Genomic DNA, 25,418 nt, shown 5'->3' with positions numbered 1-25,418 from the left:
CAAGGGGGGGCAAGTTCGTCTTCCCGCCGCGGGCGGGGATCCAAAGACGCCGACCGCCCTCCATGGGCGCCACGGCCGTCGTGCGTCCGGATCCCCGCCCGCGCGGAGATGGCTGGGGTGGCCGGGGCGGACCGGCCTCACTCCGCCGGCTGGTCGCCCTCGAAGCCGATGCGGCCGGGCGCCGGGCCAAGGCGCGGACCCTGCGGCTCGCCCGCCAGGCCGATCACCGCACTGCCGTCGTCGCCGGGGCGGTAGGTCAGCAGTCGCCGGCCGAGGCGCGGCCCGACGAAACGCTCGATGCCCACCGACAGGCTGAACGCCGCGGGCACGATCAGCAGGGTCAGCAGGGTCGACAGGGCGAGGCCGCCCATCACCACGATGCCCATCGGCGCGCGCCACGATCCGTCGCCGCCCAGCGAGAGCGCGGTCGGCACCATGCCCGCGACCATCGCGACCGTGGTCATCACGATCGGCTGCGCGCGCTTGTGCCCCGCGTCGACGATCGCGGTCAGCGTGTCGACGCCCTTCGCCATCTCCTCCAGCGCGAAGTCGATCAGCAGGATCGAGTTCTTGGCGACGATGCCGAGCAGCATCAGCAGGCCGATAAATACCGGCAGCGACACCGGCGTTCCCGTCGCCCACAGCGCGAGGAGGCCCCCGAGCGGGGCGAGCAGCAGCGATCCCATGTTGACGAACGGCGGTAGCGCGCGGCGGTACAGCAGTACCAGCACCGCGAAGACGAGGAAGACGCCGCTGATCACCGCGATGATGAAGTTGTGTATCATCTCTCCCTGCCACTTCGCCTGGCCAAGCGTCAGCTTGTTGACCCCGATCGGCAGGTTCTTGAGCGTGGGAAGCGCGTCGATCTGCTTTTGCGCGACGCCGGACAGCACGCCGGGCGCCAGGTCCGCGCCGACGGTCAGCTGACGCTGCTGATTGACGCGGTCGATCTTGGTCGGTCCCGCGCCGAGGCCGATGTCGGCGACGACGCTGAGCGGCACCGATCCGCCGTTCTGCGTGGTGACGGGCAGGTTCTGGATCGTCGACAATTCGGTGCGCGCGCCCTCGTCCAGCGCGACGCGGATCGGCACCTGGCGGTCCGACAGCGAGAAGCGCGCCGAATTTTGGTCGATGTCGCCCAAAGTCGCGATGCGGATCGCGCTCGACAGCGCCTGCGTCGTCACGCCAAGGTTGGCGGCGAGGTCGAGGCGCGGCTTGATCACGATCTCCGGCCGCATGATGTTGCCCGACACGCGCGGCGCGGTGAGCGTCGGCAGCTTGCTCATCTCCGCCACGATCTGGTTGGCGGTCTTCATCAGCAGATCGGGATCGTCGCCGCCGAGCACGACCGTCATGTCGCGGCCGGACGAGCCCCAGCCGAACTGCGAGCGGAAGCTCACGCGCGCGTCGGGGATCTTGGCGAGTTCGGGCGCCAGCTTGCGCTCGAACTCGGTGCTCTTCAGCTTGCGATCGTCCTTCAGCGTCGCGCTGACGCGGCCGGTGTTGACCGCGCCGTTCTGGCCGGTGCGCGCATAGACCGACGCGACGTCGGGCTGCTTGCGCAGGAAGTCGGCGACCTGGCGAACGACCGCGTCGGTCTGCTCCAGCGTCGTGCCGGGCACCATCTCGATCGTCGCGGTCGAGGTGTCATTGTCCTGTTCCGGGCTGAACTGCATCGGCAGCACCCCGAACATGACCAGCGTCAGCACGAACGACAGCAAGCCGATCCCGCACACCCAGACGCGATGGTCACGCAGCCGGCTTGTGATCCGGTGCAGGCCGCCGCGCGCGGCGCTGGCCTTCGCCCGGCTGCTGTCGAGCGTCCAGCGCAGCACGGCCATATAAGCGTCCATCAACCGCCCCTCGCCATGGCTGGCCGGACCGGCGGACTTGAGGAAATAGGCCGCGATCATCGGCGTCACCATGCGGGCCACCGCGAGGCTCATCAGCACCGAGACGACGACGGTGAGGCCGAAATTCTTGAAATACTGGCCGGAGATGCCCGGCATGACGCTGACGGGCATGAACACCGCGACGATCGCCATCGTCGTTGCCAGCACGGCGAGGCCGATCTCGTCCGCCGCGTCGATCGATGCCTGATAGGCCGATTTGCCCATGCGCATGTGGCGCACGATATTCTCGATCTCCACGATTGCATCGTCGACCAGCACGCCCGCGACCAGGCTGAGCGCGAGCAACGTCATCTGGTTGAGGTTGAAGCCGAGCAGATCCATGAACCAGAAGGTCGGGATCGCCGACAGCGGGATGGCGAGCGCGGAGATCAGCGTCGCGCGGGTGTCGCGCAGGAACAGGAAGACGACGAGCACGGCGAGGATCGCGCCCTCGATCATCGCGTGGATCGCGCTCTCATATTGCATCTCGGTGTATTTGACGCTGTTCGAGCGCAGCACGAAATGCACGGAGGGGTTGCGCTTCTCTAGGTCGGCGAGCTTCTTGACCGCGCCGTTGAACACGCTGACGTCCGACGCGCCCTTGGCGCGCTGGAAGTCGAAGCTGATCGCCTGGCGGCCGTCGACCGCGGCGCGGCTGCGCTGTTCGGCGTAGAGGTCGCGGACCTGCGCGATGTCGGCGAGCCGCACGGTGCGGCCCGCGCTGACGGGGATCAGCGTCTGCCCGAGCTGATAGGCGTTCTTGGCGTTGCCGAGCACGCGCAGCGACTCCTCGGCGCCCGCGATCTGGGCGCGGCCGCCTGCGGCGTTGAGGTTGATCGCGCGCAGCTGCTGGTTGACCTGGCTGGCGGTCAGTCCCTGGCTCTGCAGCTTGGCGGGATCGAGGATGACGCGGATCTCGCGGCTGACGCCGCCGTTGCGGTTAACCGCCGCCATGCCCGGCACCGACAGCAGTTCCTTGGTGACGGTGTTATCGATGTACCAGCTGAGCTGTTCGACCGTCATGTCGCTGGAGATCGCCGAATAGCTGGCGAGGTCGTTGTCGGTGGTGTTGGCGCGGAACACCTGCGGTTCGAGGATGCCGTCGGGCAGGTTGCTGCGGATCTGCTGGATCGCGCTGCGCACGTCCTCGACCGCACGGTCGATGGGGGTGCCGATCGCGAGCTGGACCACCGTCTGCGACTGGCCCTCCGTCACCGTCGAATTGATCTCGTCGACGCCCTGCAGACTACGCAGCGCCGATTCGACCTTCTGCGTGACCTGGTTCTCGAGCTCGGTCGGCGCCGCGCCAGGCTGGCTGATCACGACGATCGCGACCGGGAAATCGATGTCCGGATCGTTGTTCACGCTCATCTGCATGAACGAGACGATGCCCGCGAGCGTCAGTGCGACGAACAGGACGATCGGGGGCACCGGGTTGCGGATCGCCCAGGCGGAGATGTTGCGGAAGCTCATGACGTTCAGCTCGCCTTGAGGGTGGCGGCGCGCACCACCGGCTTGACCTTTTGCCCCGGCGACAGGAACCCGCCCGCCGACTGGACGACGCGCTCGGTGCCGTCGAGACCGCTGGCGATCGTGATGCCGGCGTCGAACACCTCGCCGACCTTCACGTTGCGGCGTTCGACCTTGTCGTCCTTGCCGACGATATACACGAAGCTGCCCTTGTCGTCACTCTGCAGCGCCGAGTTGGGCAGCAGGGGCGCCTGGCCCGCGCCGCCGACGATCGTCGCGGTGGCGAACCCGCCGGGGCGGAGCGCGGGGTCATAGGCGATCTGGACGCGCGCCGTGCCCTGTCGCGTCTGCGGATCGATGACGGGCGACAGCTGCCATACCGAGCCGGGGAAGCTGCGCGTGCTGCCGACCGGCGTCACCGTCGCGCGCGACCCGACATGCAGGCCGGACAGATCCGATTCCGCCACCTGTGCGCGCAACTCCATCTGGCCGTCCATCGCCATGCGGAACAGCACGCCCGACCCCGCGCTGACGATCTGGCCCGGCTCGACCTGCCGGGTGAGGACCAGGCCGGCGGCGGGCGCGCGGATGTCGAGGCGGCCGTTGCGCGCCTGCGTCTCACGCAGCGCGGCCTGCGCGACGCGGACCCGCGCGGCGGCGGCGTCGCGGGTGGCGGCCTTGCGCTGCAGATCCGCCTTGGAAATGAAGCCGCGGTCGACGAGTGCCTGCGCGCGCTCGAGCTCCGCCTGTGCGATGTCCTGATCCGACTTGGCGACGGCGACCTGCGCCGCGAGGCTCTGCGCCGTCTGCTGTTGGACCGACCGGTCGACCGTGGCGAGGACCTGACCCGCCTTCACCCACTGACCGGGTTCGACGAGCACGCGCGTGACGAGGCCGCCCTCGCCGGCGACGCCGACGGGCAGGTCGCGCTTTGCAGCGAGCGTCCCGGTCGCATTGACGGTGCGATCGACCAGCTGCCGGCCGGGGACGACGACGGTGACGAGCGGCGCCTGTTCGGGGCCCTTGGTCTGCGGCGCGGCGTGCTTGCGGCCGAACAGCAGCCAGCCGGCAAGCACGAGCGCCAGCACGACGACGACGGCCACGACGATCTTGCGCAGGCGCCCGCTGGGTGCCGGCTCGCCGGGGAGCGCCAGTCGCTCTTCGTGCCCGATCGATCCCGTCTCGTAGTTCATGCCCGTCCCGTCCCCTTAGTGCCGTTGCGCAGGCACGTGCGTTGCGAACAGCTGTGTTATATGAATATATCACCAAGCTCAAGCCCCGCCGGCGAGCGGTCGCGGACATGCCTGAAAGCCGTTGGCCCCGCAAGGAAAAGACCCGTTCAGCCGAGGTTGATCCAGGATGCGCCACGGAGCGTTCCACACGGATCAGGACGGATCCGCAACGATAGGGAGACCAGGCACGTGAAGCTGATGACGGGATCGATGGCGATGGTGGTGGCCGCGACGCTGGCGGGTGCGCCGGCCGCCGCGCAGCAGGGCGCCGCCCAGACGGTCGAGCCTCTGGTGCCGGCGTCGGGTGCCGTGCTGGAGGTGTCGGCGGAAGGGCGCACAACGCGCGTGCCCGATCTGGCGACGATCCGCGCCGGTGTCGTGTCGCAGGCGGCGACCGCGGCGGCGGCGCTGTCGGACAATGCCCAGCGCATGGCGCGCGTACTGACGGCGCTGAAGCGTGCCGGAGTCGCGGAGCGCGACATCGCGACCGCGACGGTCAACCTCTCCCCGCAATATCGCTATGCCGACAACCAGCCACCGGCGATCACCGGATATCAGGCGACGAACAGCGTGACGATCCGCTTCCGCGATGTCGCCAGGTCGGGCGCGATCCTCGACGCGCTGGTCGCGCAGGGCGCAAACCAGATCGATGGACCGACGCTGTCGATCGACAAGCCCGACGCGGCGCTGGACGAGGCCCGCACCGATGCGGTCAAGCGGGCGCGGGCGAAGGCGGACATCTATGCCGCGGCGGCGGGGCTCCGCGTCGTTCGCGTCGTCTCGATCTCCGAAGCCGGGCAGGACGCCGGCGGCGGCGACCCGGTGCGGCCGATGATGATGATGCGCGTACGGGCCGAGGCCGCCCCGACGCAGATCGCTCCCGGGGAAAAGGACGTCACCGTGACGCTGTCGGTTCGCTTCCTGCTGCAGTGACGGCCAGGGCCCTCCCCGCGCCGCGGGGAGGATGGTGAAGGGCAGCCCCACGCGCCGGCTATGCTTGGCTGCCCCTCTTCTACACGCTTCGCGCGCGGTCCCCCTCACCTGCAAAAGCAGGGAAGGAACGAGGCAGGGAAGGAACGAGAATGTCGAGGCACCAGAAAAAGGCCGCCCGGTTGCCCGGGCGGCCCTTTTCGCGTTCAGCCGGGTGAGGGCTTAGCGGACGCTGCCGCGACGCACGAGGTTGACGATCCCGAGCAGGACCACCGCGCCGAGCAGCGACACCAGGAACGAGGTCAGCGTCAGCGGCGCATTGTTGATCGAACCGCCCGACAGGATCAGGCCGCCGATGAAGGCGCCGACGATGCCGACGACGATGTTCAGGAAGATGCCCTGCTGCGCATCGGTGCGCATGATGATGCTGGCCAGCCAGCCGATGACACCGCCGATGATAAGCCAAAGAATGATACCCATAGGTCCCTCCGTTCAGCCCGTGCGCGGGCTCTGCCAAAAATACTCTCGAGGCAGGCGAAATGTTCCGCGAGCGTTTCGGTTGCGACGAAATGCTCTTGACAGGTCATTTTCCTTTGCGGCGCCGCACCTGCGCGCTACGGAACGAAGCGTGACCGACGCCGACCGCCTGCTGACCGCCGCCCGCCGCCCCGAGGATGTCGATGCGGCGCTGCGCCCGCGGAGCCTCGACGATTTCGTCGGCCAGCAGGCGGCGCGCGAGAACCTGCGCGTGTTCATCGAGGCGGCGCGCGGTCGCGGCGACGCGCTGGACCATGTCCTCTTCTTCGGCCCCCCGGGCCTCGGCAAGACGACGCTGGCGCAGATCATCGCGCGCGAGATGGGCGTCGGCTTTCGCGCCACGTCCGGACCGGTCATCGCCAAGTCGGGCGACCTCGCCGCGCTGCTCACCAACCTCGAGGACGGCGACGTGCTGTTCATCGACGAGATCCACCGCCTGCAGCCGGCGGTCGAGGAGGTGCTCTATCCCGCGATGGAGGATCGCGCGCTGGACCTGATGATCGGGGAGGGGCCTTCCGCGCGCAGCGTGCGCATCGACCTGCCGCGCTTCACGCTGGTCGGGGCCACGACGCGCCAGGGGCTGCTGACCACGCCGCTGCGCGACCGGTTCGGCATCCCGGTGCGGCTGCAATTCTACACGGTCGAGGAACTGACCCGCGTCGTCAGCCGCGCGGCGGGGCTGCTCGACCTGGGGATCGCGCCCGACGGCGCCGCCGAGATCGCGCGACGCGCGCGCGGCACGCCGCGTATCGCGGGCCGGCTGCTGCGCCGGGTCCGCGACTTCGCCAACGTCGCCGGTGCCGCGGTGGTCGACGCCGGGGTCGCCGATCGCGCGCTCAACCGGTTGGAGGTCGATACGCTCGGCCTCGACGCGATGGACCGGCGCTATCTGACGATGATCGCCGACATCTATCGCGGCGGCCCGGTCGGGGTCGAGACGCTGGCGGCCGGCCTGTCGGAGCCGCGCGACACGATCGAAGAGGTGATCGAACCCTATCTCATCCAGCTCGGCCTGGTGGCCCGCACCGCGCGCGGCCGCGTGCTCAACGCGGGCGGGTGGAAGCACCTCGGCCTCAACCCGCCCGTCGGCAGCCAAGACGGTCTCTTCGACGCCTGACCGCCCGCCACCGCACCGGAAGGGCGGATCGGCGAAACCCTCAGCGCGACAGAAAGAATACCGCGCCGGCCGCGATCCCGCCGCCGATCAGGGCGATCAGCAGCGCGAGCAGCGTCGCGGCGAGCGAGCCCTTCTGCCGACGCGCGAACTGGCTGCGCGTCGCCGGCTTGGCCATCGCCATCTCGACCCAGCCCGTGGCGACGCTGGCCAGCGTGGTGACGAGCAGCGTCACGATCGCCCCCGCGACCGTCGTCGGCGCGATCACCAGCGCCGGCAGCACGGCGAAGGGCGCGGCCATGGTCAACGCGGCGGCAAGCTTCGCGCGCCGTGCGGCGGCGGGGTCGACGGGCGCGACGACGAGGAGATCGGGCGCGTCCTCCGCAGCGACCGCAAGCCAGGTGAGGCTGCCCGCGAGCTGGCTGGCGATCAGCACGCCAGCCATCGCCAGCACCGGCGCGGTCGCGCCGCCGTTGCGCACCCCCACGAAGACGAGCGGCAGCATGTAGATCAGCCGCATCGCGATCTGCGCGATCAGCGCCGGGTCGCGCGCGAGCAGGCGCCATTCCTTGGCGAAGACGGTCCGGCGAAGCGAGGCATGGAACAGGCCGGCCATGCCGCGGCGCGGGGCACGGCGGCGCGTCATGTGCATGCCGCCGTCGGTGTAGGTCGACAGGAACTGGCGCTCGAGCACGATGCCGACCGCGGCGAACACGCCGAACGCGACCAGCGCGACCAGCGACAGGGCCATGCCGTCGCCGAAGGCGGCATGCATCGGCAGCGCGCTCCAGCCGGCGCGGCCAAGGCCGTGCGCCTCGAACCAGCCGATCAGCCCGCGCGCCGCGCCGTCCTTCGCATGCGCGGCGACCTGCGAGGCGAGGAAGAAGCCGCCGCCGACCAACGCCGCCGCGACCTGGCCGACGGTGCGGGCGGCGCGCGGTCCGGCGACTCGGGCGAGCGCGAGCGTCAGCGCAAGGCCGACCGCCGCGGCGGCGAGCGCGACGAGCAGGACCAGCGCGACCGCGCCGAGCAGCCGCGGATGCCCCAGCAGCGCGATCGGCACCAGCATGGGAAAGAGCAGCCCCGCGCTGGTGGTCGCGACGCTCGCACCGATGCCGAGCAGCTTGGCGAGGATGGCTATGCGCGGCGGCAGCGGGGCGGTGAGCAGCAGGTCGAGGTCGCGCGTCTCGTACAGCGTCTGCTGGCTCGCCAGCATCGCCTGCGTCGTCATCAGCGATGCGATCAGCAGTGTCGCCCCGAATAGCCAGGGACCGAGCACCGGGTGCGGCCGCAGCGGCAGGTCGCGTATGGCGATCGCGAGCGCGATCCCGCCAAGGACATAGATCGCCAGCAGGACGCCGACGATCAGCGCGCCGCCCCAGCCACGCGGACGCCCGCGCCAGGCGAGGCGCATCTCGTGGCGGACGAGCCAGCCGAGCGAACCGGTACGCGCCATCGCGTCAGCGCCCGTCCGTCAGGCGGATGAACGTGTCCTCCAGCGTCATCCCTTCCGTTCCGGCCTGGTGGCGGAGGTCGGCGAGCGTCCCCTCCGCCATCAGGCGGCCGCCGGCGAGGATGCCGATCCGGTCCGCCATCCGTTCGGCGACATCGAGGATGTGCGTGGTGACGATCACGGTCTTGCCCGCATCGACCTGCGCGCGCAGCGCGTCCTTGACGCTGCGCGCCATCGCCGCGTCCAGCCCGGTCAGCGGTTCGTCGAGAATCAGGAGCTTGGGATCGTGGATCAGCGCGCCGGCCAGCGCCACCTTCTGCTTCATCCCGCGTGAGAAGCCCTCGCACCGTGCATCGCGCTGGTCCCACAGGTCGAGCCAGTGGAGCAGACGCTCCGCCTCCGCCGCGGCATGGCCCGGCTCCATCCGCCACAGGCCCGCGACGAACGCGAGATATTCCGACGGCGTCAGCTTGTCGTAGAGCATCGGATCGTCGGGCAGCCAGGCGGTAATCGCCTTGGCGGCGAGCGGCTCGCGCCGCGCGTCGATGCCGAAGATCCGGATCGTTCCGGCATCGGGGCGCGCGAGCCCCGTCACCATGCGCAGCGTCGTCGTCTTTCCCGCGCCGTTGGCGCCGAGCAGCGCATAGAGCTCGCCCGCCCGGATCGTCAGGTCGAGGTCGGCAATCACCGGCCGATCAAAGCGCTTGGCGAGCCCGCGGACCGCGAGGGCCGGCGGCGGGAGGGAAGATTCGTTCATATTCGATCCTCTTCACGGATCGACCGTTGGCGCACAAGGCGGATCACGCCAACAATCGGATCGGAAATGAGGCTTTTGTTCCATTGCCTGCAAAAGAATGTTGCGTGGCATGCCGCGATCGCTTCTGATAGCCGACGACCATGCCCAGTTCGGCCGCCGCCTCCGCCCGCGAAATTCTGACCCGCCTGCACGATGTCATGGCGGGCCGAAATCCCGCCCAGGCGAAGCTGGACGCCGTCGTCGGCATCATCGCCGAGGCGATGGATAGCGAGGTCTGCTCGATCTACCTGCTGCGCGAGGGCGTGCTGGAACTGTTCGCGACCCGCGGGCTGGCGAAGGAGGCGGTGCACGTCACCAAGCTGGCGCTGGGCGAGGGTCTGGTCGGGACGATCGCGGAGGGCGTCGAGGTGCTCAACCTCGACGAGGCGGCGAGCCATCCCGACTTCGCCTACAAGCCCGAGACGGGCGAGGAACGCTACCACAGCTTCGCCGGCGTGCCGATCATCCGCCGCGAGCGCGCGGTGGGCGTGCTCGCGGTCCAGCATTCGGAGCAGCGCCGCTACCAGGATGTCGAGATCGAGGCGCTGCAGACCGTGGCGATGGTGCTGTCGGAGCTGATCGCCAATGCCGGGCTGATCGATACGGCGGGCGCCGCCAAGGACCGTGTCCAGTCGACCGCGGCGGTGCGGCTGATGGGCCTCAAGCTGGTCGAGGGCATGGGGTCGGGCCTCGCCGTCTTCCACCAGCCGCGCGTCATCGTCGAACATACCGTCGCCGAGGACATCGATGCCGAACGGCACCGCGTCTATGCCGCATTCGATAAGATGCGCGAGCAGATCGAGCGGATGACGCGCGAGGCGGAGTTCGGCGTCGACGGGGAGCATCGCGAGGTGCTCGAGACGTACAAGATGTTCGCCTATGACGAGGGCTGGGCACGGCGGATCAATGAGGCGATCGATTCCGGCCTCACCGCGGAAGCGGCGATCGAACGGGTGCAGCAACGCACGCGCCAGCGCATGCGGCAGATCGACGACCCGCTGCTGGCGGACCGGATGCACGACCTGGAGGACCTGTCCAACCGGTTGCTGCGCATCGTGTCCGGACAGATGGGCACCGCGGCGCAGCTGGGCCTGCGCCAGGACACGATCCTGATCGCGCGCAACCTGGGTCCCGCGGAACTGCTGGAATATGACAAGCGGCGGCTGAAGGGCGTGATCCTGGAGGAAGGGTCGCTGACCGCGCACGTGACGATCGTCGCGCGGGCGATGGGCGTGCCTGTGCTCGGCCGGGTGCGCGATGTGCGTCGGCTTATCGCGGAAGGCGACCTTTTGCTGCTCGATTCAGTTGCTGGCAATGTCTTCGCGCGCCCATCGGCGGCGATGGAAGAGGCATTCGACGCGAAACTGGCGCTGCGACAGAAGCGGCGGGCGGCCTTCGCCGCGCTGCGCGACGTCCCGCCGGTGACGAAGGACGGGCACCGCATCACGCTGATGGTCAACGCCGGCCTGCGCGACGACGCGGCCGCGCTCGACGTGACGGGCGCGGACGGCATCGGCCTGTTCCGCACCGAGTTCCAGTTCCTCGTCTCCGCCACCCTGCCGCAGCGCGAGCGGCAGCAGCGGCTGTATCGCGAGGTGCTGGACGCGGCGGGCGAGCGGCCGGTGGTGTTTCGCACCGTCGACATCGGCGGCGACAAGGCGCTGCCCTATCTGCAGCACGCCGACGGCGACGAGGAGAATCCGGCGATGGGCTGGCGCGCGCTGCGCCTGGCGCTGGAGCGCGAGGGCCTGATGAAGGCGCAGGCGCGCGCGCTGATCGAGGCGGCGGCGGGGCGCACGCTCAACGTCATGTTCCCGATGGTCAGCGAGGCATGGGAATTCGCCGAGGCCAAGGCCCTGTTCGAGGCGCAGCGCAGCTGGCTGGTGGGGCGCGGCCGGCGGCTGCCGCTCGAGATCCGCTACGGCGCGATGCTGGAGGTGCCGGCGCTCGCCGAGCAGCTCGACCTGCTGTTGCCGGAAATCGATTTCCTGTCGGTCGGGACGAACGACCTGACGCAATTCCTGTTCGCGGCCGATCGTGCCAACCCGAAGCTCGCCGAGCGCTACGACTGGCTGAGCCCGTCGATCCTGCGCTTCCTGCGGCGGGTGATCGGTCCGGCGCGCGAGGCGGGTGTCACGCTGGCGGTCTGCGGCGAGATGGGTGGGCGGCCGCTGGAGGCCATGACGCTGATCGGCCTTGGAATCGAGCGGCTGTCGATCACGCCGGCGGCGATCGGCCCGGTCAAGGCGATGGTGCGCAGCCTCGATCGCAGCGCGATCGGCGCGTTCGTCGACGGCCTGCTTGCCAGGCCGCCGCGCGACATGCGCGGCGCGCTGGCGGCATGGGCGGCGGAGAACGGCGTCGATCTGGCCTGAACGGCGGGTCAAGCGTTCCGCCAACGCGTTGACATGCCTGATGCCCTCTGGGAATGTCCGCCCGTCAGCGACGGCCATCAAGAACCGTCACCTCCCTTGGAGAATAGAATGGACGAGGTCGATCGCGGCCAGCCCGATGCAAAACCGACGACCCCCGTCACCGCGGGCGACCGGTTGCGCGCGGCGCGTGAATCGCGCGGCTTGAGCCTGGCGGAGGTCGCGGGCCGGACCCGCGTGCCGCAGCGGCATCTGGAGGCGCTGGAGACGGGCAGCTACGGCCAGCTTCCCGCGCCGACCTATGCGATGGGGTTTTCCAAGGCCTATGCACGCGCCGTCGGGCTGGACGAGGTCAGCGTGGCGCAGGACGTGCGCCGCGAGCTCGACCGGCTCGGGCCGCGCCAGCCGGAATACGTGCCCTACGAGACCGCCGATCCGGCGCGCGTGCCCTCGCGCGGCGTCGCGGTGATCGGCGCGGGCGTTGCGCTCGCGGTCCTGATCCTCGTCGCGCTCTGGTACGGCACCAACCTGTTCCAGCCGCGCCAGTCCGCCGCCCCGTCGGGCGAGGCGATCGCCAGCCAGGCGATCGGACCCGCAGCCGCGCCCTCGGCCACGCCGACGCCCGCGCCGGTGCAGGGCGGGCAGGTCCGCCTGACCGCGAACGGCGAGGTGTGGCTGCGCGTCTACGACGCCGATGGCAAGAAGCTGTTCCAGAACACGATGAAGGCGGGCGACACCTATGACGTCCCCGCCGACGCGAAGCAGCCGATGATCAACGTCGGGCGGCCGGACAAGCTGACGGTGACGCTGAACGGTTCGGCGGTGCCGCCGCTGGGCGACGGATCGCGGCCGATCAAGGACGTGCGGATCGACGGTGCCGCGATCGCCGCGCGCCTGTCGGGCCAGCCGCTGCCGGCCGCCGCTGCGGCGGCTCCGGCGGCCGCACCGGCCACGGCGTCGACGCCGCGCCGCGCCGCCGCGTCGCGCCCCCGCCGAGAGGCAGGCGCGGCGCTGAGCGAGACCCAGCGCGCCAACTTGCAGGCGGCGGACGCGCCGCCGCCGGCCGCGACCAGCCCGTCGAGCAACGGTAGTGCGCCATAAGCGCCAGACGTCGGGAGGGGCTGGCGGGAGCACCCCGGATGCCGCTATGCTGAGCGGGTTGTTGACCACCAAGCACGCCGGGGGGCGTCAGGACCATGCGTAAGATTATCTGGACGCTCGCGGCATCCGCCGCGTTGATGCCCGTCGGTGCGCTCGCGCAGAGCAACCTGGACGGGCGCGTCGGCAAGCTGGAGGGCGAGATGCGCGCGGTGCAGCGCAAGGTCTTCCCGGGCGGCGCGGGCCAGTATCTGCAGCCCGAGGTGACGCGTCCCGATACGCCGGTTCAGGCGGGCGGCGTGCCCGCGACCAGCGCCGTCGCCGACCTGACCAGCCGCGTCACCGCGCTGGAGGGGCAGATGGCGTCGATGACCGACCAGATCGAGCAGAACGGCTACAAGCTGCGCCAGCTGCAGGACCAGTTCGATGCCTATAAGCGCGCGACCGACGCGAAGCTGAAGACGCTGGCGGCCGCGCCGGCGCCCGCCGCGACCAGCGTGACGTCCGACGAAAGCCTAGCCGGTGATACCGCCGCCGCACCGTCGCGTCCTGCAGCGCCCCGTCCCGCGCGCGGTGCCGCGGCGGCGAAGCCCGTCGACGCGGCTGCCGACACGAGCGCGGTCGCCGGCGTCGTCAAGCCTTCGACCGGCAATGCGGCGGAGGACGACTATATGTACGGCTATCGGCTCTGGGCGGCGAAGCAATATCCCCAGGCCGAGGCGCAGTTGAAGAAGGTCGTCGCCGACTATCCCAAGTCGAAGCGTGCGAGCTATGCGCAGAACCTGTTGGGGCGCGCCTATCTGGACGAGGGCAAGCCGAGCCTCGCCTCGATGGCGTTCTACGACAATTACAAGAAGATGCCCGACGGCGAACGCGCGCCGGACAGCCTCTACTACCTTGCCCAGGCGCTGATGAAGCTGAACAAGCCCGCCGACGCCTGCAAGGTATACGGCGAGCTGACGGACGTTTACGGGGGCAAGATCTCTTCCCAGATGAAGGCCGATGTCGAGAAGGGCCGTACCGCCGCCAAGTGCAAGTGAGCCGATCGTCGCCGAGAGCGACCGGTTCCGCGACGATCTGATCCGCGCGCTGGGCCACGTGCCCGGCGCGCCGGTGCTGCTTGCCGTGTCCGGCGGGCCGGACAGCATGGCGATGCTGACGCTGGCGGCGCAAGTCGCGGCGGCGGGCGGTCTGCCTGGCGGGATCGCGGCGGCGAGCGTCGATCACCGGCTGCGCCCGGAGGCGGCGGCGGAAGCGGCGATGGTCGCCGCGCACTGCGCCGCGATCGGCGTGCCGCACGCGACGCTGACGCCGCATGTCGCCATCTCGGGCGCGAGCATCCAGGCGGCGGCGCGCAGCGCGCGCTACGGCCTGCTCGCCGACCATGCCCGCGCGATCGGCGCCGAGGCGCTGGCGACCGCACACCATGCCGACGACCAGGCCGAAACCTTCCTGATGCGCGCGGCGCGCGGGTCGGGACTGTCGGGCCTCGCCGGCGTACGGCCGCGCGCGGTGATCGACGGCGTGGTGGTGGTGCGGCCGGTGCTGGAATGGCGGCGCGCCGAGCTGCGCGCGATCGTGCGCCGGCTGGAGATTCCATTCGTCGACGATCCCGCCAACCATGACCCGGCGCACGATCGCACGCGATTCCGCCGCCTGCTCGACTCCAACGAGTGGCTCGGGCCGCCGCAGCTGGCGCGCGCCGCCGCCGCGCTGGGCGATGCGGACGGCGACGTGCGCGCGATCGTCGACTGGCTCTGGGCGGAGCGCGCGCGCGTCAGCGGCGCCAGCGCCCGGGTGCGAGTCGAGGGCCTGCCGCGCGAGCTGACACGGCGGCTCGCCCGCCGCGCGATCGGCCACGTCATCGCGACCGCGGGCCTGTCGGCGCCGAAATGGAGCGAGGCCGCGAACGTCGAGGCGCTGCTCGATGCGCTTGCCGCCGGCAAGCGCGCCACCCAGGCGGGCGTGGTCGCGGCGCCGAGCGGCGACGAGTGGCGATTCCGCCCGGCACCCGCGCGACGGACGGGCTGAACGGGCCTCCGCATCGGCCGCTGGCCGGCGCGCGCGTCCTGCGGTATCGTCGCTAGTGTGCGGTCCAGCAAAGCTGGATCGGGGAGGGCCGGCACCGCCCACGCACGTGGATCAGACTCTGAGCCGGGCTGTTCACCCGGATCGGCCAAAACGGGCGGCTGTTCCATTGTCATTAACCTGCGTGCGCCTATCTTGTGCGCGAAAGGCTTTTCCGGATGAGCGACAACGACAAGCAGCCACAGGGCGACGGCAACAACGGGGGTGGCAGCCCCTGGATGAAAAGCCTGTTGATCTGGGTCGGCATCCTGCTGGCCATCGGACTGTTCCTGACGCAGTTCGGCGGCGCCACGACGGCGGCGGGCAGCAACACGATCCCCTATTCGAAGTTCCTCGACCGGGTCGATGAGGGTACGGTGAAGGACGTGGCGATCAGCCGCGACGTGATCACCGGCACCGGTACGAGCGGCGACAAGTTCCGCACCTATCCGATCTCCGATCCGACGCTGGTCCCGCACCTGCGCCAGAAGAACGTCACCATCTCCGCCAAGCCGGACGAGGGGACGTCGATGTGGATGCTGCTGCTCTACCAGTCGCTGCCGTTCCTGCTGTTCCTCGGCATCGCCTTCTTCGTGCTGAAGCAGATGCAGAAGAACACCGGCGGCGGCGCGATGGGCTTCGGCAAGAGCCGCGCGCGGATGCTGACGCAGAAGGAAGGCAAGGTCACGTTCGACGACGTCGCCGGTATCGACGAGGCGCGTGCCGAGCTGACCGAGATCGTCGAATTCCTGAAGGACCCGACCAAGTTCGCGCGCCTGGGCGGCAAGATCCCCAAGGGCGCGCTGCTGGTCGGATCGCCCGGTACCGGCAAGACCCTGCTCGCCCGCGCGATCGCGGGTGAGGCGGGCGTGCCGTTCTTCACCATCTCCGGCTCCGATTTCGTCGAGATGTTCGTCGGCGTCGGCGCCAGCCGCGTGCGCGACATGTTCGAGCAGGCCAAGAAGAGCGCGCCGTGCATCGTCTTCATCGACGAGATCGACGCGGTCGGCCGCCATCGCGGTGCCGGCCTCGGCAACGGAAACGATGAGCGCGAGCAGACGCTGAACCAGCTGCTGGTCGAGATGGACGGGTTCGAGGCGAACGAGGGGATCATCATCGTCGCCGCCACCAATCGTCCCGATGTGCTGGACCCTGCGCTGCTGCGTCCGGGCCGCTTCGACCGCCAGGTCGTCGTGCCCCGCCCGGATATCGAGGGCCGTATCAAGATCCTCGAAGTGCACATGAAGAAGGTGCCTCTGGCTCCCGACGTCGACTCGCGCACGATCGCGCGCGGCACGCCGGGCTTCTCGGGCGCGGATCTCGCCAACCTCGTCAATGAGGCGGCGCTGATGGCGGCGCGCAAGTCTAAGCGCCTCGTCGCCATGGCCGAGTTCGAGGAGGCCAAGGACAAGGTCATGATGGGCGCCGAGCGGCGTTCGATGGTGATGACCGAGGACGAAAAGCGGATGACCGCCTATCACGAGGCGGGCCATGCGATCGTGGCGCTGCACGAGCCGGCGTCCGATCCGATCCACAAGGCGACGATCATCCCGCGCGGCCGCGCGCTGGGCATGGTGATGCGCCTGCCGGAGCGGGACAGCTACAGCTATCATCGCGACAAGATGTACGCGAACCTGGCGGTGAGCATGGGCGGCCGCGTCGCCGAGGAGATCATCTTCGGCTACGACAAGGTGTCGAGCGGCGCGAGCGGCGACATCCAGTACGCCACGGGCCTGGCGCGCGACATGGTCACCAAATGGGGCATGTCCGACAAGGTCGGGCCGGTCGAATATGCGCAGCCGGAAGGCGAGTCGTTCCTGGGCTATTCCTCCAGCCAGCCGGTCCGCATGTCGAACGCGACCGCGCAGCTGATCGACGACGAGATCAAGGGCATCGTCGAGGGTGGGCTGGCCAAGGCGAAGCAGGTGCTGACCGATCATGTCGACCAGCTCCACCTCCTCGCCGGCGCGTTGCTCGAATATGAGACGCTGTCGGGCGACGAGATCAAGAAGCTGATCGCGGGCGAGGAAATCGGCCGGCCCGATCCGAGCCCCAAGTCCAATGTGCCGCGCGCCGGCACGTCCATTCCTAAGACGCGCCGCCCCGGCGGCCCGTTCGGCCAGCCGAGCCCGCTCGGCGCCTGACGGGCGGGGGCGGTTCAGCCCGCCTAAAGGCAGGATGCGATAGTCGGCGGCATTCCGAATTGGAGTGTCGCCGATGTCGTTTCGAATGCCCCTGTTTCTGGCCGCCGTCGCGCTGATCGCGGCGCCCGCCGACGCCGCGATGACGGTGGGAACCTTCCTGTCCAAGGCGGCACCGCTGCGCGCGAATCCCTTCACCGCGCTGACCAATCCCGATTATCCCGTGTTAAAGGCGGAGGCGGATGCGGCGACGCGCGCGCTGAAGGCGGATCGTGCCGCCCGCGCCGCGGCGGGCAAACCGCCGATCGCCTGTATCCCCGAGGGCGAATCGCTGGGCATCCTCGACATGCTGACCGGCCTCGACGCGCTATCGCCGGCGGAGAAGCGCCTGCCGCTGAAGGACGGCTATGCGCGCGTGCTCGCCAAGCGCTTCCCCTGCGGCGCGCGCGCCGAAGGTATTTGAGCCGGTCGGTCCTGGGCGCAGCGGCAGCGGAGGGACGCGAGCGCCGGCTACGTCTGCGCCGCCGTCCCGACGGCCGGCCGGGGAGAATGTCGGCGGCAAGGGGCGGCGTCAGGCCGATTCCAGCTATAGGGTCGGGTGTGCCCCCATGCCGCGATTCCCGAGTGGTCGGACGGTGCTTCGTCCCGGACGATCCTCGTGCCGATCGGCGGTGGCGCTAGGCCGAGGGGCATGATCGTGCGCGACGTTCCGTGGCCGTCGTCATGCGGCCGCCGATCCCCTATCGGTCTGCCACCTGTACGACGCGCGGCGGCGGCCATGGTCGGCATGAGGGAGCGGCGGGATGAATATGGTGACGATCACAATGGTTCTGGCGCCGATGCTGGCCGCGGCGGCTTCGTCGTCGCTACCTTCGCCGGCGCCGCTCCATCCGGCCCCCCTCGCGACGCATCGCGCCGCCTGTGCGGGCAAGGACGGGTGGAGCGACCCGGCGCCGCCGGTGCGGATTTTCGCCAACGTCTATGACATCGGCACGTGCGGCATCACGGTGCTGCTGATCGCGGGGGACCGCGGCGCCGCGGTGATCGATGCCGCGACCGCCGAGGCGGCGCCGGCGATCCTTGCCAATATCCGTCGGCTCGGCCTGGCGCCGCGCGACGTCAAACTGCTGCTGGCGAGCCACGAGCATGCCGATCATGTCGGCGGCCTCGCCGCGTTGCGCCGCGCGACGGGTGCGAGCGTCGTGGCCACCGCGGCGCAACGCCATGCGCTGGAGCGCGGGCAACCGACCGCGACCGATCCGCAACGCGGCGGCACGCTGCCGCCCTTCGCGGGGACGGAGGTCGATCGCGTGATCCGCGACGGCGAGGCCGTGACACTCGGATCGCTCCGCCTCACCGCCCATAGCACGCCGGGCTACGCGCCGGGCAGCACGTCCTGGACGTGGACGAGCTGCGCCGGGCGCGCCTGCCGCCGCGTCGCCTATGCCGACAGCGTCAGCGCGGTGTCGACGGACGCCTATCGCTTCACCGATCACCCAGCCTATGTCCGCACGTTCCGCGTGGCTCTGGCCCGGGTCGCCGCCTTGCCCTGCGACCTGATCATCACGAGGCATCCCGGTGCGAGCGACCTTTATCAGCGGCTGGCCGGGGCGAAGCCCCTGACGTCGCCGACCGCGTGCCGCGACTATGCGGCGACGGGGCGCTCAGGGCTCGACGCGCGATTGGCACGCGAGGCGCGTCGCTGAGCGCGTCGAGCCCGGCCTTGACCGCCGCGTCGACCCGGGATGCATGCGACGGTGACGCGGCGCCACGACCGCGTTACCATGCCCGCCATGGCCGAACGCTTCGAACGACACCGCCAGCCCTGGAAGCCCGACGAGGTCCAGAAGCTGCACACGCTCGCCAAAAAGGGCATGGCGCTGAAGGCGATTGCCAAGGCGCTGACCCGTAGCGAGGAATCGGTGAAGGAGCGGGCCAAGGCGGACGGGCTGTCGATCGCCAAGCTGCGCTGACGGCGCGCGCCGGATGCGACGCTATCCGCGGCGGCTCCGGATGCTGGCGATCGGACTGGCCGCGCTGGCGGGTTATGTCGACGCGGTCGGCTTCCTCGCGCTGGGTGGGTTCTTCGTGTCGTTCATGAGCGGCAATTCGACGCAGCTCGGCATCGGGCTGGCGAGCCAGACCCATGCCGCCGCGATCGCCGGTGGCCTCGTCGCGACGTTCGTCCTCGGCGTGACGGGCGGCAGCGTGGTGGCGGAGGCGGCAGGAGCGCGCCGGGCGCCGGCCGTGCTCGTCCTGGTCGCGCTGCTGCTGGCGACGGCGGCGGTGGTCGAGGGACGGGCCGGCGGGATCGCCGCCGCCTTCGTCCTCGCGGTCGCGATGGGTGCGGAGAATGCCATCTTCGCGCACGAAGGCGAGGTGACGGTGGGCCTGACGTACATGACGGGTACGTTGGTCCGCCTCGGCCAGCGTATCGCGGCGCTGGTCCGCGGCGAGGATGCCTGGGGCTGGCTCCCGCATCTCGCGCTCTGGACCGCGCTGACCGCCGGCGCGGCCGCCGGTGCGGCGGCGCGGCGTTGGTGCGGCGCGGATGCGATCTGGCTGGCCGCCGCGGTCGCGGGAATGCTGGCGATCCTGTCCCTGATCGCGGGGCCGCCCGGCGGCGTCAGTCGGTCAGACCGTGGAGCAGCAGGAGCGTGACGAATGCGAGTAGCGCCGTCCAGGCAAAGACGAGCAGCGCCACCGTCCGCCACAGCGCGGAGAAGCGGCGCAGCGAATAGGCACCCTTCAGCTGCTTGTACATGTGCAGCGGCGGCACGATCAGCACGGCCAGGGCGATCCATCCGCCCCCCAGCCCGACGACGCCGGCGAGCATCAGCGCGATGACCATCAGCATCATGAAGGCCAGGCTGTAGGTCACGAAGATCGCCTGGTCGTACAGCCCGAATCGCCGCCGCCACAGGAACAGCAGCGCGACGAACGGCGTCGACAGGGGGATCAGCAGCCAGCTGTACTTATAGGCACTCGATTGCAGCTTGTAGAGCGCGAGGCCGGGGTTCTTGTTCGCCTTGTCGATCCCGTGGTCGAGGCTCGCCCAGCCGGTCTTGAAATTGGTGATGGTGAACGGGAGATCGTCGCCCGCCTGCGTCTTCGCGCCGGGCGGGGTGCGCTTGAGTGCATCGATCGTGGTGCGCAGCGCGCGGATGTCGCGGTCCGTTTCCGCGGTCGCCTCGCCGGCGGCGACCTGCCTGGCGCGGCGCTTTTCAAGCGATTCGAGCTTCGACTGCGCCTTGTCGATGCCGCGGGCGAAGGTGACGACGTTGCGGCCCATCGATTCGGGCGACACGATTTCGGCGATGTCCCCACCGAGCGCGCTGATCGTCGCGAACATCAGGAAGACGGTGAACAGGAATAGCGCGAGCGGCGAGACGAAGCGCGCGCGCTCCCCGGCGATGTACCGGCGGGTCAGGTCGCCGGGCCGCGTCACCAGCATCGGCAGGGTGCGCCAGATCTTCCCCTCGAAATGGAAGACGCCGTGCGCGATCTCATGCCCGATCGCCCCGATCGAACGGTGGACGTGCGCCGCCTGGCCGCAGGCGTGGCAATGCGCGCCGATCAGCCGCGTCCCGCAATTGAGGCACAGGCCGTCCCCATGGCCATGGCCTTCCCCCGCGGACGGCTCCACGCTGCGCGCGGTGAGCGCGCCCGTGATGATGTCCGCTGCTGCTGCGATATCCCCCGACATGGCGCGAGCGTGGCAAGGCGCGGGGCGTGGCGCAAGGGGGAAGGGCGTGATAGCGCGAGAGGCATGACCGATGCCGCATCGCTGATCGCCGATCTGGGACGCCGCGCCCGTGACGCCGCCGCCGGGCTCGCGAGGATGTCGACGTCCGCCAGGGCGGCGGGGTTGCGCGCGGCGGCGGCGACGCTGCGCGACGACGAGGCGGCGATCCTCGCCGCCAATGCGCAGGACATGTCGACGGCGGAGGCGCGCGGGCTGACGGTGGCGATGCTCGACCGGCTGCGGCTGGATGCCGGGCGCGTCGCCGCGATCGCGGCGGGCGTGGAGGCGGTCGCGACGCTCCCCGATCCGGTCGGCCAGGTGATCGATCGCACGACGCGTCCCAACGGCCTGGACCTGTGCCGCGTACGGGTGCCGATCGGCGTCATCGGCATCGTCTACGAATCGCGGCCCAACGTCACCGCGGACGCGGCGGCCTTGTGCGTGATGGCCGGCAATGCCGCGATCCTGCGCGGCGGCAGCGAGGCGACGCACAGCAATGCCGCGATCCACGCCGCCATGCTTCGGGGTTTCGTGGACGCGAACCTGCCCGCTGACGCGGTGCAGCTGGTGCCGATCGCCGACCGCGCCGCCGTGGGGGCGATGCTGGGCGCGGACGGGTCCATCGACCTGATCATCCCGCGCGGCGGCAAGAGCCTGGTCGCGCGCGTGCAGGCGGAGGCGCGCGTCCCGGTGCTCGCGCACCTCGACGGGATCAACCACGTCTATGTCGACGGGTCGGCGGAGCCCGGCATGGCGCGACGCATCGTCCTCGACGCCAAGCTGCGCCGCACGGGTGTCTGCGGGGCGATGGAGACGCTGCTGATCGACCGCGCCTTCCCCGACGCGGGCGGCCTGATCACGGCGCTGCGCGATGCTGGCTGCGTCGTACGCGGCGACGGGCGCGCGCAGGCTTTGGTCCCCGGGCTGCCGGCGGCCTCGGCGGAGGATTGGGACACGGAATATCTCGATGCGATCGTCTCCGTCGCGATCGTCGACGGGATCGCGGCGGCGATGGCGCATATCGCCGCGCACGGGTCGCACCACACCGATGCGATCGTCGCCGAGGACGAAGGCGTCGCCGAGCGCTTCTTGTCAGGCGTGGATTCGGCGATCGTGCTGTGGAACGCCTCGACGCAGTTCGCGGACGGAGGCGAGTTCGGCCTGGGCGCCGAGATCGGCATCGCCACCGGTCGCCTCCACGCGCGCGGCCCGGTCGCGCTGGAGGGGCTGACGACCTACAAATGGATCGGCAGGGGCACGGGGCAGGTGCGCGGTTGAGTTGAGCCGGGTCGCGAGACGGCCTATGTTCAGCTCATGGCAGATGCTCTTCCCGTAACGACCGATGTCGATCCCGAAACCATGGCGCTGGTGGATCGTGTTGCGATGCGTCGCGGGATCAGCAGCCGGGATTTCATGGCGCAGGCGATCCGCCGTGCGGCAGAAAGCGATGCGGACTTTGATGCGTTCATTCAGGCCGGGATCGATTCGCTCGATCGCGGTGAAGGCGTGCCTCACGAACAGGTGATGGCTGAGCTCGACGCGATGATCGCGAAGCATCGGGCGCGATGCGGATAAGCTGGTCACCCCTGGCTGTTGAGGATGTCCGCGGCATCAGCGACTGGTTGGAGCAGGATGCCACGCCTGCGACGGCGTTGCGGATCGTCGGCGCGACACGGCATCGCGCACGTTTCTTGGAAGATTTTCCGCGCGGCGGCCGGCCTCATAGCGATGGCCAACGCATCCTGCGTGTATTCGACACGCCATATCTGATCCGTTACCGCATCAAGAACGATACGGTGGAGGTCATCCGCGTCCACCACGACCGCGAGGATTGGCAGCTGGAACCTTGACCCGCACCGGCCTGCTCGGCGGATCGTTCAACCCGGCGCACCGCGGGCATCGCGGCATCACGCTGGCGGCGATTCGCGCGCTCGACCTGGACGAGGCTTGGTGGCTGGTATCGCCGGGCAATCCGCTGAAGGCGGGCGCGCCGGACATGGCGCCCTTTGCCGCGCGGCTCGCCTCGGCGCGGCAAATGGCGCGCCGCGCGCCGATCCGCGCGAGCGACATCGAGGTACGTCTCGGCACGCGCTACACGCTCGACACGCTGCGCAAACTCCGCCGCCGCTATCCCAAGCGGCGCTTCATCTGGTTGATGGGCGCGGACAATCTGGCGCAGTTCGATCGCTGGCGTGGCTGGCGCGAGATCGCGCGCACGATGCCGATTGCGGTCATTGCGCGTCCGGGGTATGACGACGACGCCCTCGCGAGCGTCGCGATGGGCTGGCTGCGACGCTTCCAACGGCCCGCAGACCAGGCGAGCGATTGGACGACGTGGAGATTGCCGGCCCTCGTGCTGCTGCACTTCCGCCCCGACCCGACGTCCGCGACCGCGGCCCGCGCGGCCGATCCCGACTGGCACCGGCGCCAACCGGCCCAGCAACCCAGGAGCTAACTTGGCGATTACCCCCCATGCCGTTCCGACGTCCGATCCCGCAGAGGTCGAGGCGCTGCATCGGCTTGTCATGACCTCCCTCGAAGACGATCAAGCGGTGGAAGCGGTATCCATCCCGCTCGCCGGCAAGTCGTCGATCGCGGATTATATGGTGATCGCCAGCGGCCGCTCGACGCGGCAGGTCGCCTCGATGGCGACGAAGCTGGCCGAAAAGATCAAGGCGGAGTGCGGCCGCATCGTGCGCATCGAAGGTCTGCCGGCGGCCGACTGGGTGCTGCTCGACGCGGGCGACGTGATCATCCACCTGTTCCGGCCGGAAGTGCGCTCCTTCTACAATCTGGAGCGCATGTGGCAGTTCGGCGAGGCTCCGGCCGCGCCGCAACCCCAGGCCTAGCCATTCTTCTCCATATCGTCGCGCGCGGCCGAATCGGGCGCTCGCCCGAGGCCGAGCTGGTCGACCGCTATCTGAAGCGGATCGCCTGGCCGACGCGCGTCACCGAACTGCCCGATACCGGCGGACGGATACCGCCGCTCGAACCGCAGACGCGGCGCGTGCTGCTCGACGAAAAGGGCGACATGCTCGGATCGATCGATTTCGCGCGCAGGCTCGACCGGTGGCGCGACGACGGGGTGCGTGAGACGCGTTTCCTGATCGGCGCGGCGGACGGCTTCGGCGATGCCGAGCGCGCCGAGGCGGACCTCCTCGTCTCGTTCGGCCGCGCGACCTGGCCACATATGCTGGCGCGCGCGATGCTGGCAGAGCAGCTGTTCCGCGCGACCAGCATCCTAGCCGGCCACCCCTATCACCGGGAGGGATAGGCATGGCCGGGGGGCGGGGGGCGTTTCATCCGATCGGCGGCAGGATAGCGGGGCAACGGCGCGTGATGGGGCTGGCCGACCGCGACGCGCGCGCAGCGCCGCGCCCGATGCCAGCGCGCATGCCGTTCCGCCGCGTGTTCCTGTGGCTTCCGGCCGCTCTGCTCCTGTCCGGCAGTGTCGTCGCCACCGGCCAGTCGCTCGACCAGCAGCGTGATCGTCTGGCCGCGGCGAAACGCGACTCGGCGCTGGCGGTCGCGCGTGCGCGGGCGCTCGGCCGAAGCGCCGCCGCCGAGCGCAACGCCGCCGATCGGGCACGGGCGCAGGAGGCGGCGCTGGCCGCGCGCGTGACCGCGGCGGAGGCGAACCTGGCGGCGGCCGAGGCGCGCCGGCAACTCGTCGCGCTGCTGCTCGCACGCCAGCGGGCCGATCTGGCGGCGCGGCAGGCGCCGGTGGCGCGATTGCTCGCGGCGCTGCAGGCCTTGGCGCGTCGACCGGCGATCGTCGCCGTCGCCCAGCCCGGATCGGTCGACGACCTCGTCCACGTCCGGGCGGTACTGGGCGGCGCCCTGCCGGCGATACGCGCGGCGACGGTGCAGGTCCGCAGCGCGATCGACCGGACACGGGCGCTGCAGGCGCAGGCGGCACTCGCCGAGGGCGCGCTGCGCGAGGGCCGGGCACGACTGGAGGCGGATCGAACGCAGCTCGCCGCGCTCGAGGCGGTGCATCGCGCACGCAGCCGGACGCTCGGTCATGACGCGATGAGCGAGGAGGATCGCGCGCTGGCGCTGGGCGAACGCGCGCGCGATCTGGTCGACCGGCTGGCGCAGGCGGACGATGCGCAGGCGACCGCCTCGGACCTCGCCGCCTTGCCCGGGCCACTGCCGCGCCCGCTCGCCCCGGGCGCCACCGCGCCGGCCCATCCGACGGGTGTCTATCGCCTCCCGGTGCGGGGAAGGCTCGTCACCGGATTCGACGAATTGTCCGCGGCCGGCGTCCGCGCGCGCGGCCTGACCTTCGTCGTGCAGCCCGGCGCCACGGTCGTCGCGCCCGCAGCGGGCATCGTGCGCTATGCCCGGCGTTTCCGCGACTATGGCACGATCGTCATCCTCGATCACGGCGACGGCTGGACCAGCCTCGTCACGGGATTGGCCGCCACGGCGGTGAAGCCCGGTGTGCGGGTCGCGGCCGGGGCGATCATCGGCCGGGCGCGCGGCGGCGACGAGCCGGAAATCTCGGTGGAGTTGCGCCGCCGGGGCCGGCCCGTGGATATCGTCGCGCTGCTGGATTGATGTGCCCG

General features: G+C 70.3%; 24 protein-coding genes. 18 read left to right on the top strand and 6 right to left on the bottom strand.

Annotation, left to right across the window (positions count from 1 at the left end; genetic code table 11):
* Positions 1-137: 137 nt before the first annotated feature.
* Together RF701_RS09150 and RF701_RS09145 are read right to left on the bottom strand one after the other, a co-directional pair.
* Positions 138-3,365, bottom strand: a complete 3,228-nt coding sequence (locus RF701_RS09150; protein WP_210359180.1) for an efflux RND transporter permease subunit — start codon at positions 3,363-3,365, stop codon at positions 138-140.
* Positions 3,366-3,370: 5 nt separating this feature from the next.
* A complete protein-coding gene (locus RF701_RS09145) occupies positions 3,371-4,555 on the bottom strand; it encodes an efflux RND transporter periplasmic adaptor subunit (protein WP_210359181.1) in 1,185 nt (394 codons plus the stop codon).
* A gap of 237 nt (positions 4,556-4,792) precedes the next feature.
* On the opposite strand from RF701_RS09145, the gene RF701_RS09140 reads away from it, so the two are divergent.
* A complete protein-coding gene (locus RF701_RS09140; RefSeq protein ID WP_374758648.1) occupies positions 4,793-5,527 on the top strand; it encodes an SIMPL domain-containing protein in 735 nt (244 codons plus the stop codon).
* Positions 5,528-5,746: 219 nt separating this feature from the next.
* Here the strand turns inward: RF701_RS09140 and RF701_RS09135 are convergent, their stop codons facing one another.
* Complete coding sequence (locus tag RF701_RS09135) at positions 5,747-6,004, bottom strand: GlsB/YeaQ/YmgE family stress response membrane protein (RefSeq protein ID WP_203311323.1); 258 nt, start codon at positions 6,002-6,004, stop codon at positions 5,747-5,749.
* 148 nt (positions 6,005-6,152) lie between these two features.
* Between RF701_RS09135 and ruvB the strand changes: the two genes are divergently transcribed.
* On the top strand, positions 6,153-7,178 hold the full coding sequence (ruvB, locus tag RF701_RS09130) for a Holliday junction branch migration DNA helicase RuvB (RefSeq protein ID WP_203311324.1): 1,026 nt from the start codon (positions 6,153-6,155) through the stop codon (positions 7,176-7,178).
* 40 nt (positions 7,179-7,218) lie between these two features.
* On the opposite strand, the gene RF701_RS09125 is transcribed toward ruvB, so the two are convergent.
* Both RF701_RS09125 and RF701_RS09120 read right to left on the bottom strand, forming a co-directional pair.
* Complete coding sequence (locus RF701_RS09125; protein WP_308814753.1) at positions 7,219-8,631, bottom strand: hypothetical protein; 1,413 nt, start codon at positions 8,629-8,631, stop codon at positions 7,219-7,221.
* 4 nt (positions 8,632-8,635) lie between these two features.
* Positions 8,636-9,385, bottom strand: a complete 750-nt coding sequence (locus RF701_RS09120) for an ABC transporter ATP-binding protein (protein ID WP_210359183.1) — start codon at positions 9,383-9,385, stop codon at positions 8,636-8,638.
* A 140-nt stretch (positions 9,386-9,525) separates the two neighbouring features.
* Between RF701_RS09120 and ptsP the strand changes: the two genes are divergently transcribed.
* The 9 genes from ptsP (at position 9,526) to RF701_RS09075 (ending at position 19,763) form a co-directional block, all read left to right on the top strand.
* Entirely contained in the window at positions 9,526-11,799 is a 2,274-nt protein-coding gene (gene ptsP / locus RF701_RS09115) for a phosphoenolpyruvate--protein phosphotransferase (RefSeq protein ID WP_210359184.1), read from the top strand.
* Between the two features lie 108 nt (positions 11,800-11,907).
* The gene (locus tag RF701_RS09110; RefSeq protein WP_308814752.1) at positions 11,908-12,897 is read left to right on the top strand and encodes a RodZ domain-containing protein; all 990 of its coding nucleotides are present in this window, start codon (positions 11,908-11,910) and stop codon (positions 12,895-12,897) included.
* Between the two features lie 95 nt (positions 12,898-12,992).
* Positions 12,993-13,934, top strand: a complete 942-nt coding sequence (locus RF701_RS09105; protein ID WP_210359186.1) for a tetratricopeptide repeat protein — start codon at positions 12,993-12,995, stop codon at positions 13,932-13,934.
* The gene (gene tilS / locus RF701_RS09100; protein ID WP_308814751.1) at positions 13,897-14,925 is read left to right on the top strand and encodes a tRNA lysidine(34) synthetase TilS; all 1,029 of its coding nucleotides are present in this window, start codon (positions 13,897-13,899) and stop codon (positions 14,923-14,925) included. The genes RF701_RS09105 and tilS overlap by 38 nt, the downstream gene beginning before the upstream one ends.
* Before the next feature lie 215 nt (positions 14,926-15,140).
* On the top strand, positions 15,141-17,105 hold the full coding sequence (gene ftsH / locus RF701_RS09095) for an ATP-dependent zinc metalloprotease FtsH (RefSeq protein WP_203311331.1): 1,965 nt from the start codon (positions 15,141-15,143) through the stop codon (positions 17,103-17,105).
* An 85-nt stretch (positions 17,106-17,190) separates the two neighbouring features.
* Positions 17,191-17,565 carry a hypothetical protein gene (locus tag RF701_RS09090; RefSeq protein ID WP_288937125.1) on the top strand — a complete coding sequence of 125 codons (375 nt, stop codon included), beginning with the start codon at positions 17,191-17,193 and terminating at the stop codon, positions 17,563-17,565.
* Positions 17,566-17,911: 346 nt separating this feature from the next.
* Positions 17,912-18,808, top strand: a complete 897-nt coding sequence (bla, locus tag RF701_RS09085) for a subclass B3 metallo-beta-lactamase (RefSeq protein WP_308814750.1) — start codon at positions 17,912-17,914, stop codon at positions 18,806-18,808.
* 87 nt (positions 18,809-18,895) lie between these two features.
* Complete coding sequence (locus tag RF701_RS09080; RefSeq protein WP_210359188.1) at positions 18,896-19,075, top strand: hypothetical protein; 180 nt, start codon at positions 18,896-18,898, stop codon at positions 19,073-19,075.
* Positions 19,076-19,088: 13 nt separating this feature from the next.
* Positions 19,089-19,763: a YoaK family protein gene (locus RF701_RS09075; RefSeq protein WP_210359189.1), complete on the top strand. Its 675-nt coding sequence runs from the start codon at positions 19,089-19,091 to the stop codon at positions 19,761-19,763.
* Here RF701_RS09075 and RF701_RS09070 read toward each other — a convergent pair.
* A complete protein-coding gene (locus tag RF701_RS09070; RefSeq protein WP_308814749.1) occupies positions 19,729-20,808 on the bottom strand; it encodes a DUF3667 domain-containing protein in 1,080 nt (359 codons plus the stop codon). The two genes, RF701_RS09075 and RF701_RS09070, sit on opposite strands and share 35 nt — an antisense overlap.
* A gap of 63 nt (positions 20,809-20,871) precedes the next feature.
* On the opposite strand from RF701_RS09070, the gene RF701_RS09065 reads away from it, so the two are divergent.
* From RF701_RS09065 to RF701_RS09035, 7 genes are all read left to right on the top strand, one after another.
* Positions 20,872-22,125, top strand: a complete 1,254-nt coding sequence (locus RF701_RS09065) for a glutamate-5-semialdehyde dehydrogenase (protein ID WP_308814748.1) — start codon at positions 20,872-20,874, stop codon at positions 22,123-22,125.
* 36 nt (positions 22,126-22,161) lie between these two features.
* Positions 22,162-22,422 carry a CopG family ribbon-helix-helix protein gene (locus RF701_RS09060; RefSeq protein WP_210359192.1) on the top strand — a complete coding sequence of 87 codons (261 nt, stop codon included), beginning with the start codon at positions 22,162-22,164 and terminating at the stop codon, positions 22,420-22,422.
* Positions 22,413-22,697: a type II toxin-antitoxin system RelE/ParE family toxin gene (locus RF701_RS09055; protein ID WP_210359193.1), complete on the top strand. Its 285-nt coding sequence runs from the start codon at positions 22,413-22,415 to the stop codon at positions 22,695-22,697. Before RF701_RS09060 ends, RF701_RS09055 begins: the two co-directional genes overlap by 10 nt.
* Positions 22,694-23,302 carry a nicotinate-nucleotide adenylyltransferase gene (locus RF701_RS09050; protein WP_308814747.1) on the top strand — a complete coding sequence of 203 codons (609 nt, stop codon included), beginning with the start codon at positions 22,694-22,696 and terminating at the stop codon, positions 23,300-23,302. The genes RF701_RS09055 and RF701_RS09050 overlap by 4 nt, the downstream gene beginning before the upstream one ends.
* A 70-nt stretch (positions 23,303-23,372) precedes the next feature.
* The gene (gene rsfS / locus RF701_RS09045) at positions 23,373-23,696 is read left to right on the top strand and encodes a ribosome silencing factor (RefSeq protein WP_203311360.1); all 324 of its coding nucleotides are present in this window, start codon (positions 23,373-23,375) and stop codon (positions 23,694-23,696) included.
* Between the two features lie 2 nt (positions 23,697-23,698).
* Positions 23,699-24,121 carry a 23S rRNA (pseudouridine(1915)-N(3))-methyltransferase RlmH gene (locus tag RF701_RS09040; RefSeq protein ID WP_210359287.1) on the top strand — a complete coding sequence of 141 codons (423 nt, stop codon included), beginning with the start codon at positions 23,699-23,701 and terminating at the stop codon, positions 24,119-24,121.
* A gap of 2 nt (positions 24,122-24,123) precedes the next feature.
* Positions 24,124-25,410 carry a peptidoglycan DD-metalloendopeptidase family protein gene (locus RF701_RS09035; protein ID WP_308814745.1) on the top strand — a complete coding sequence of 429 codons (1,287 nt, stop codon included), beginning with the start codon at positions 24,124-24,126 and terminating at the stop codon, positions 25,408-25,410.
* The last annotated feature ends 8 nt before the right edge of the window (positions 25,411-25,418 follow it).

The sequence above is a fragment of the Sphingomonas sp. GV3 genome, from assembly GCF_031082075.1.
Classification (GTDB): Bacteria; Pseudomonadota; Alphaproteobacteria; order Sphingomonadales; family Sphingomonadaceae; genus Sphingomonas; species Sphingomonas beigongshangi.
Note: the sequence above shows the minus strand (reverse complement) of the source record. Positions and strands in the feature narration are given on the sequence as shown.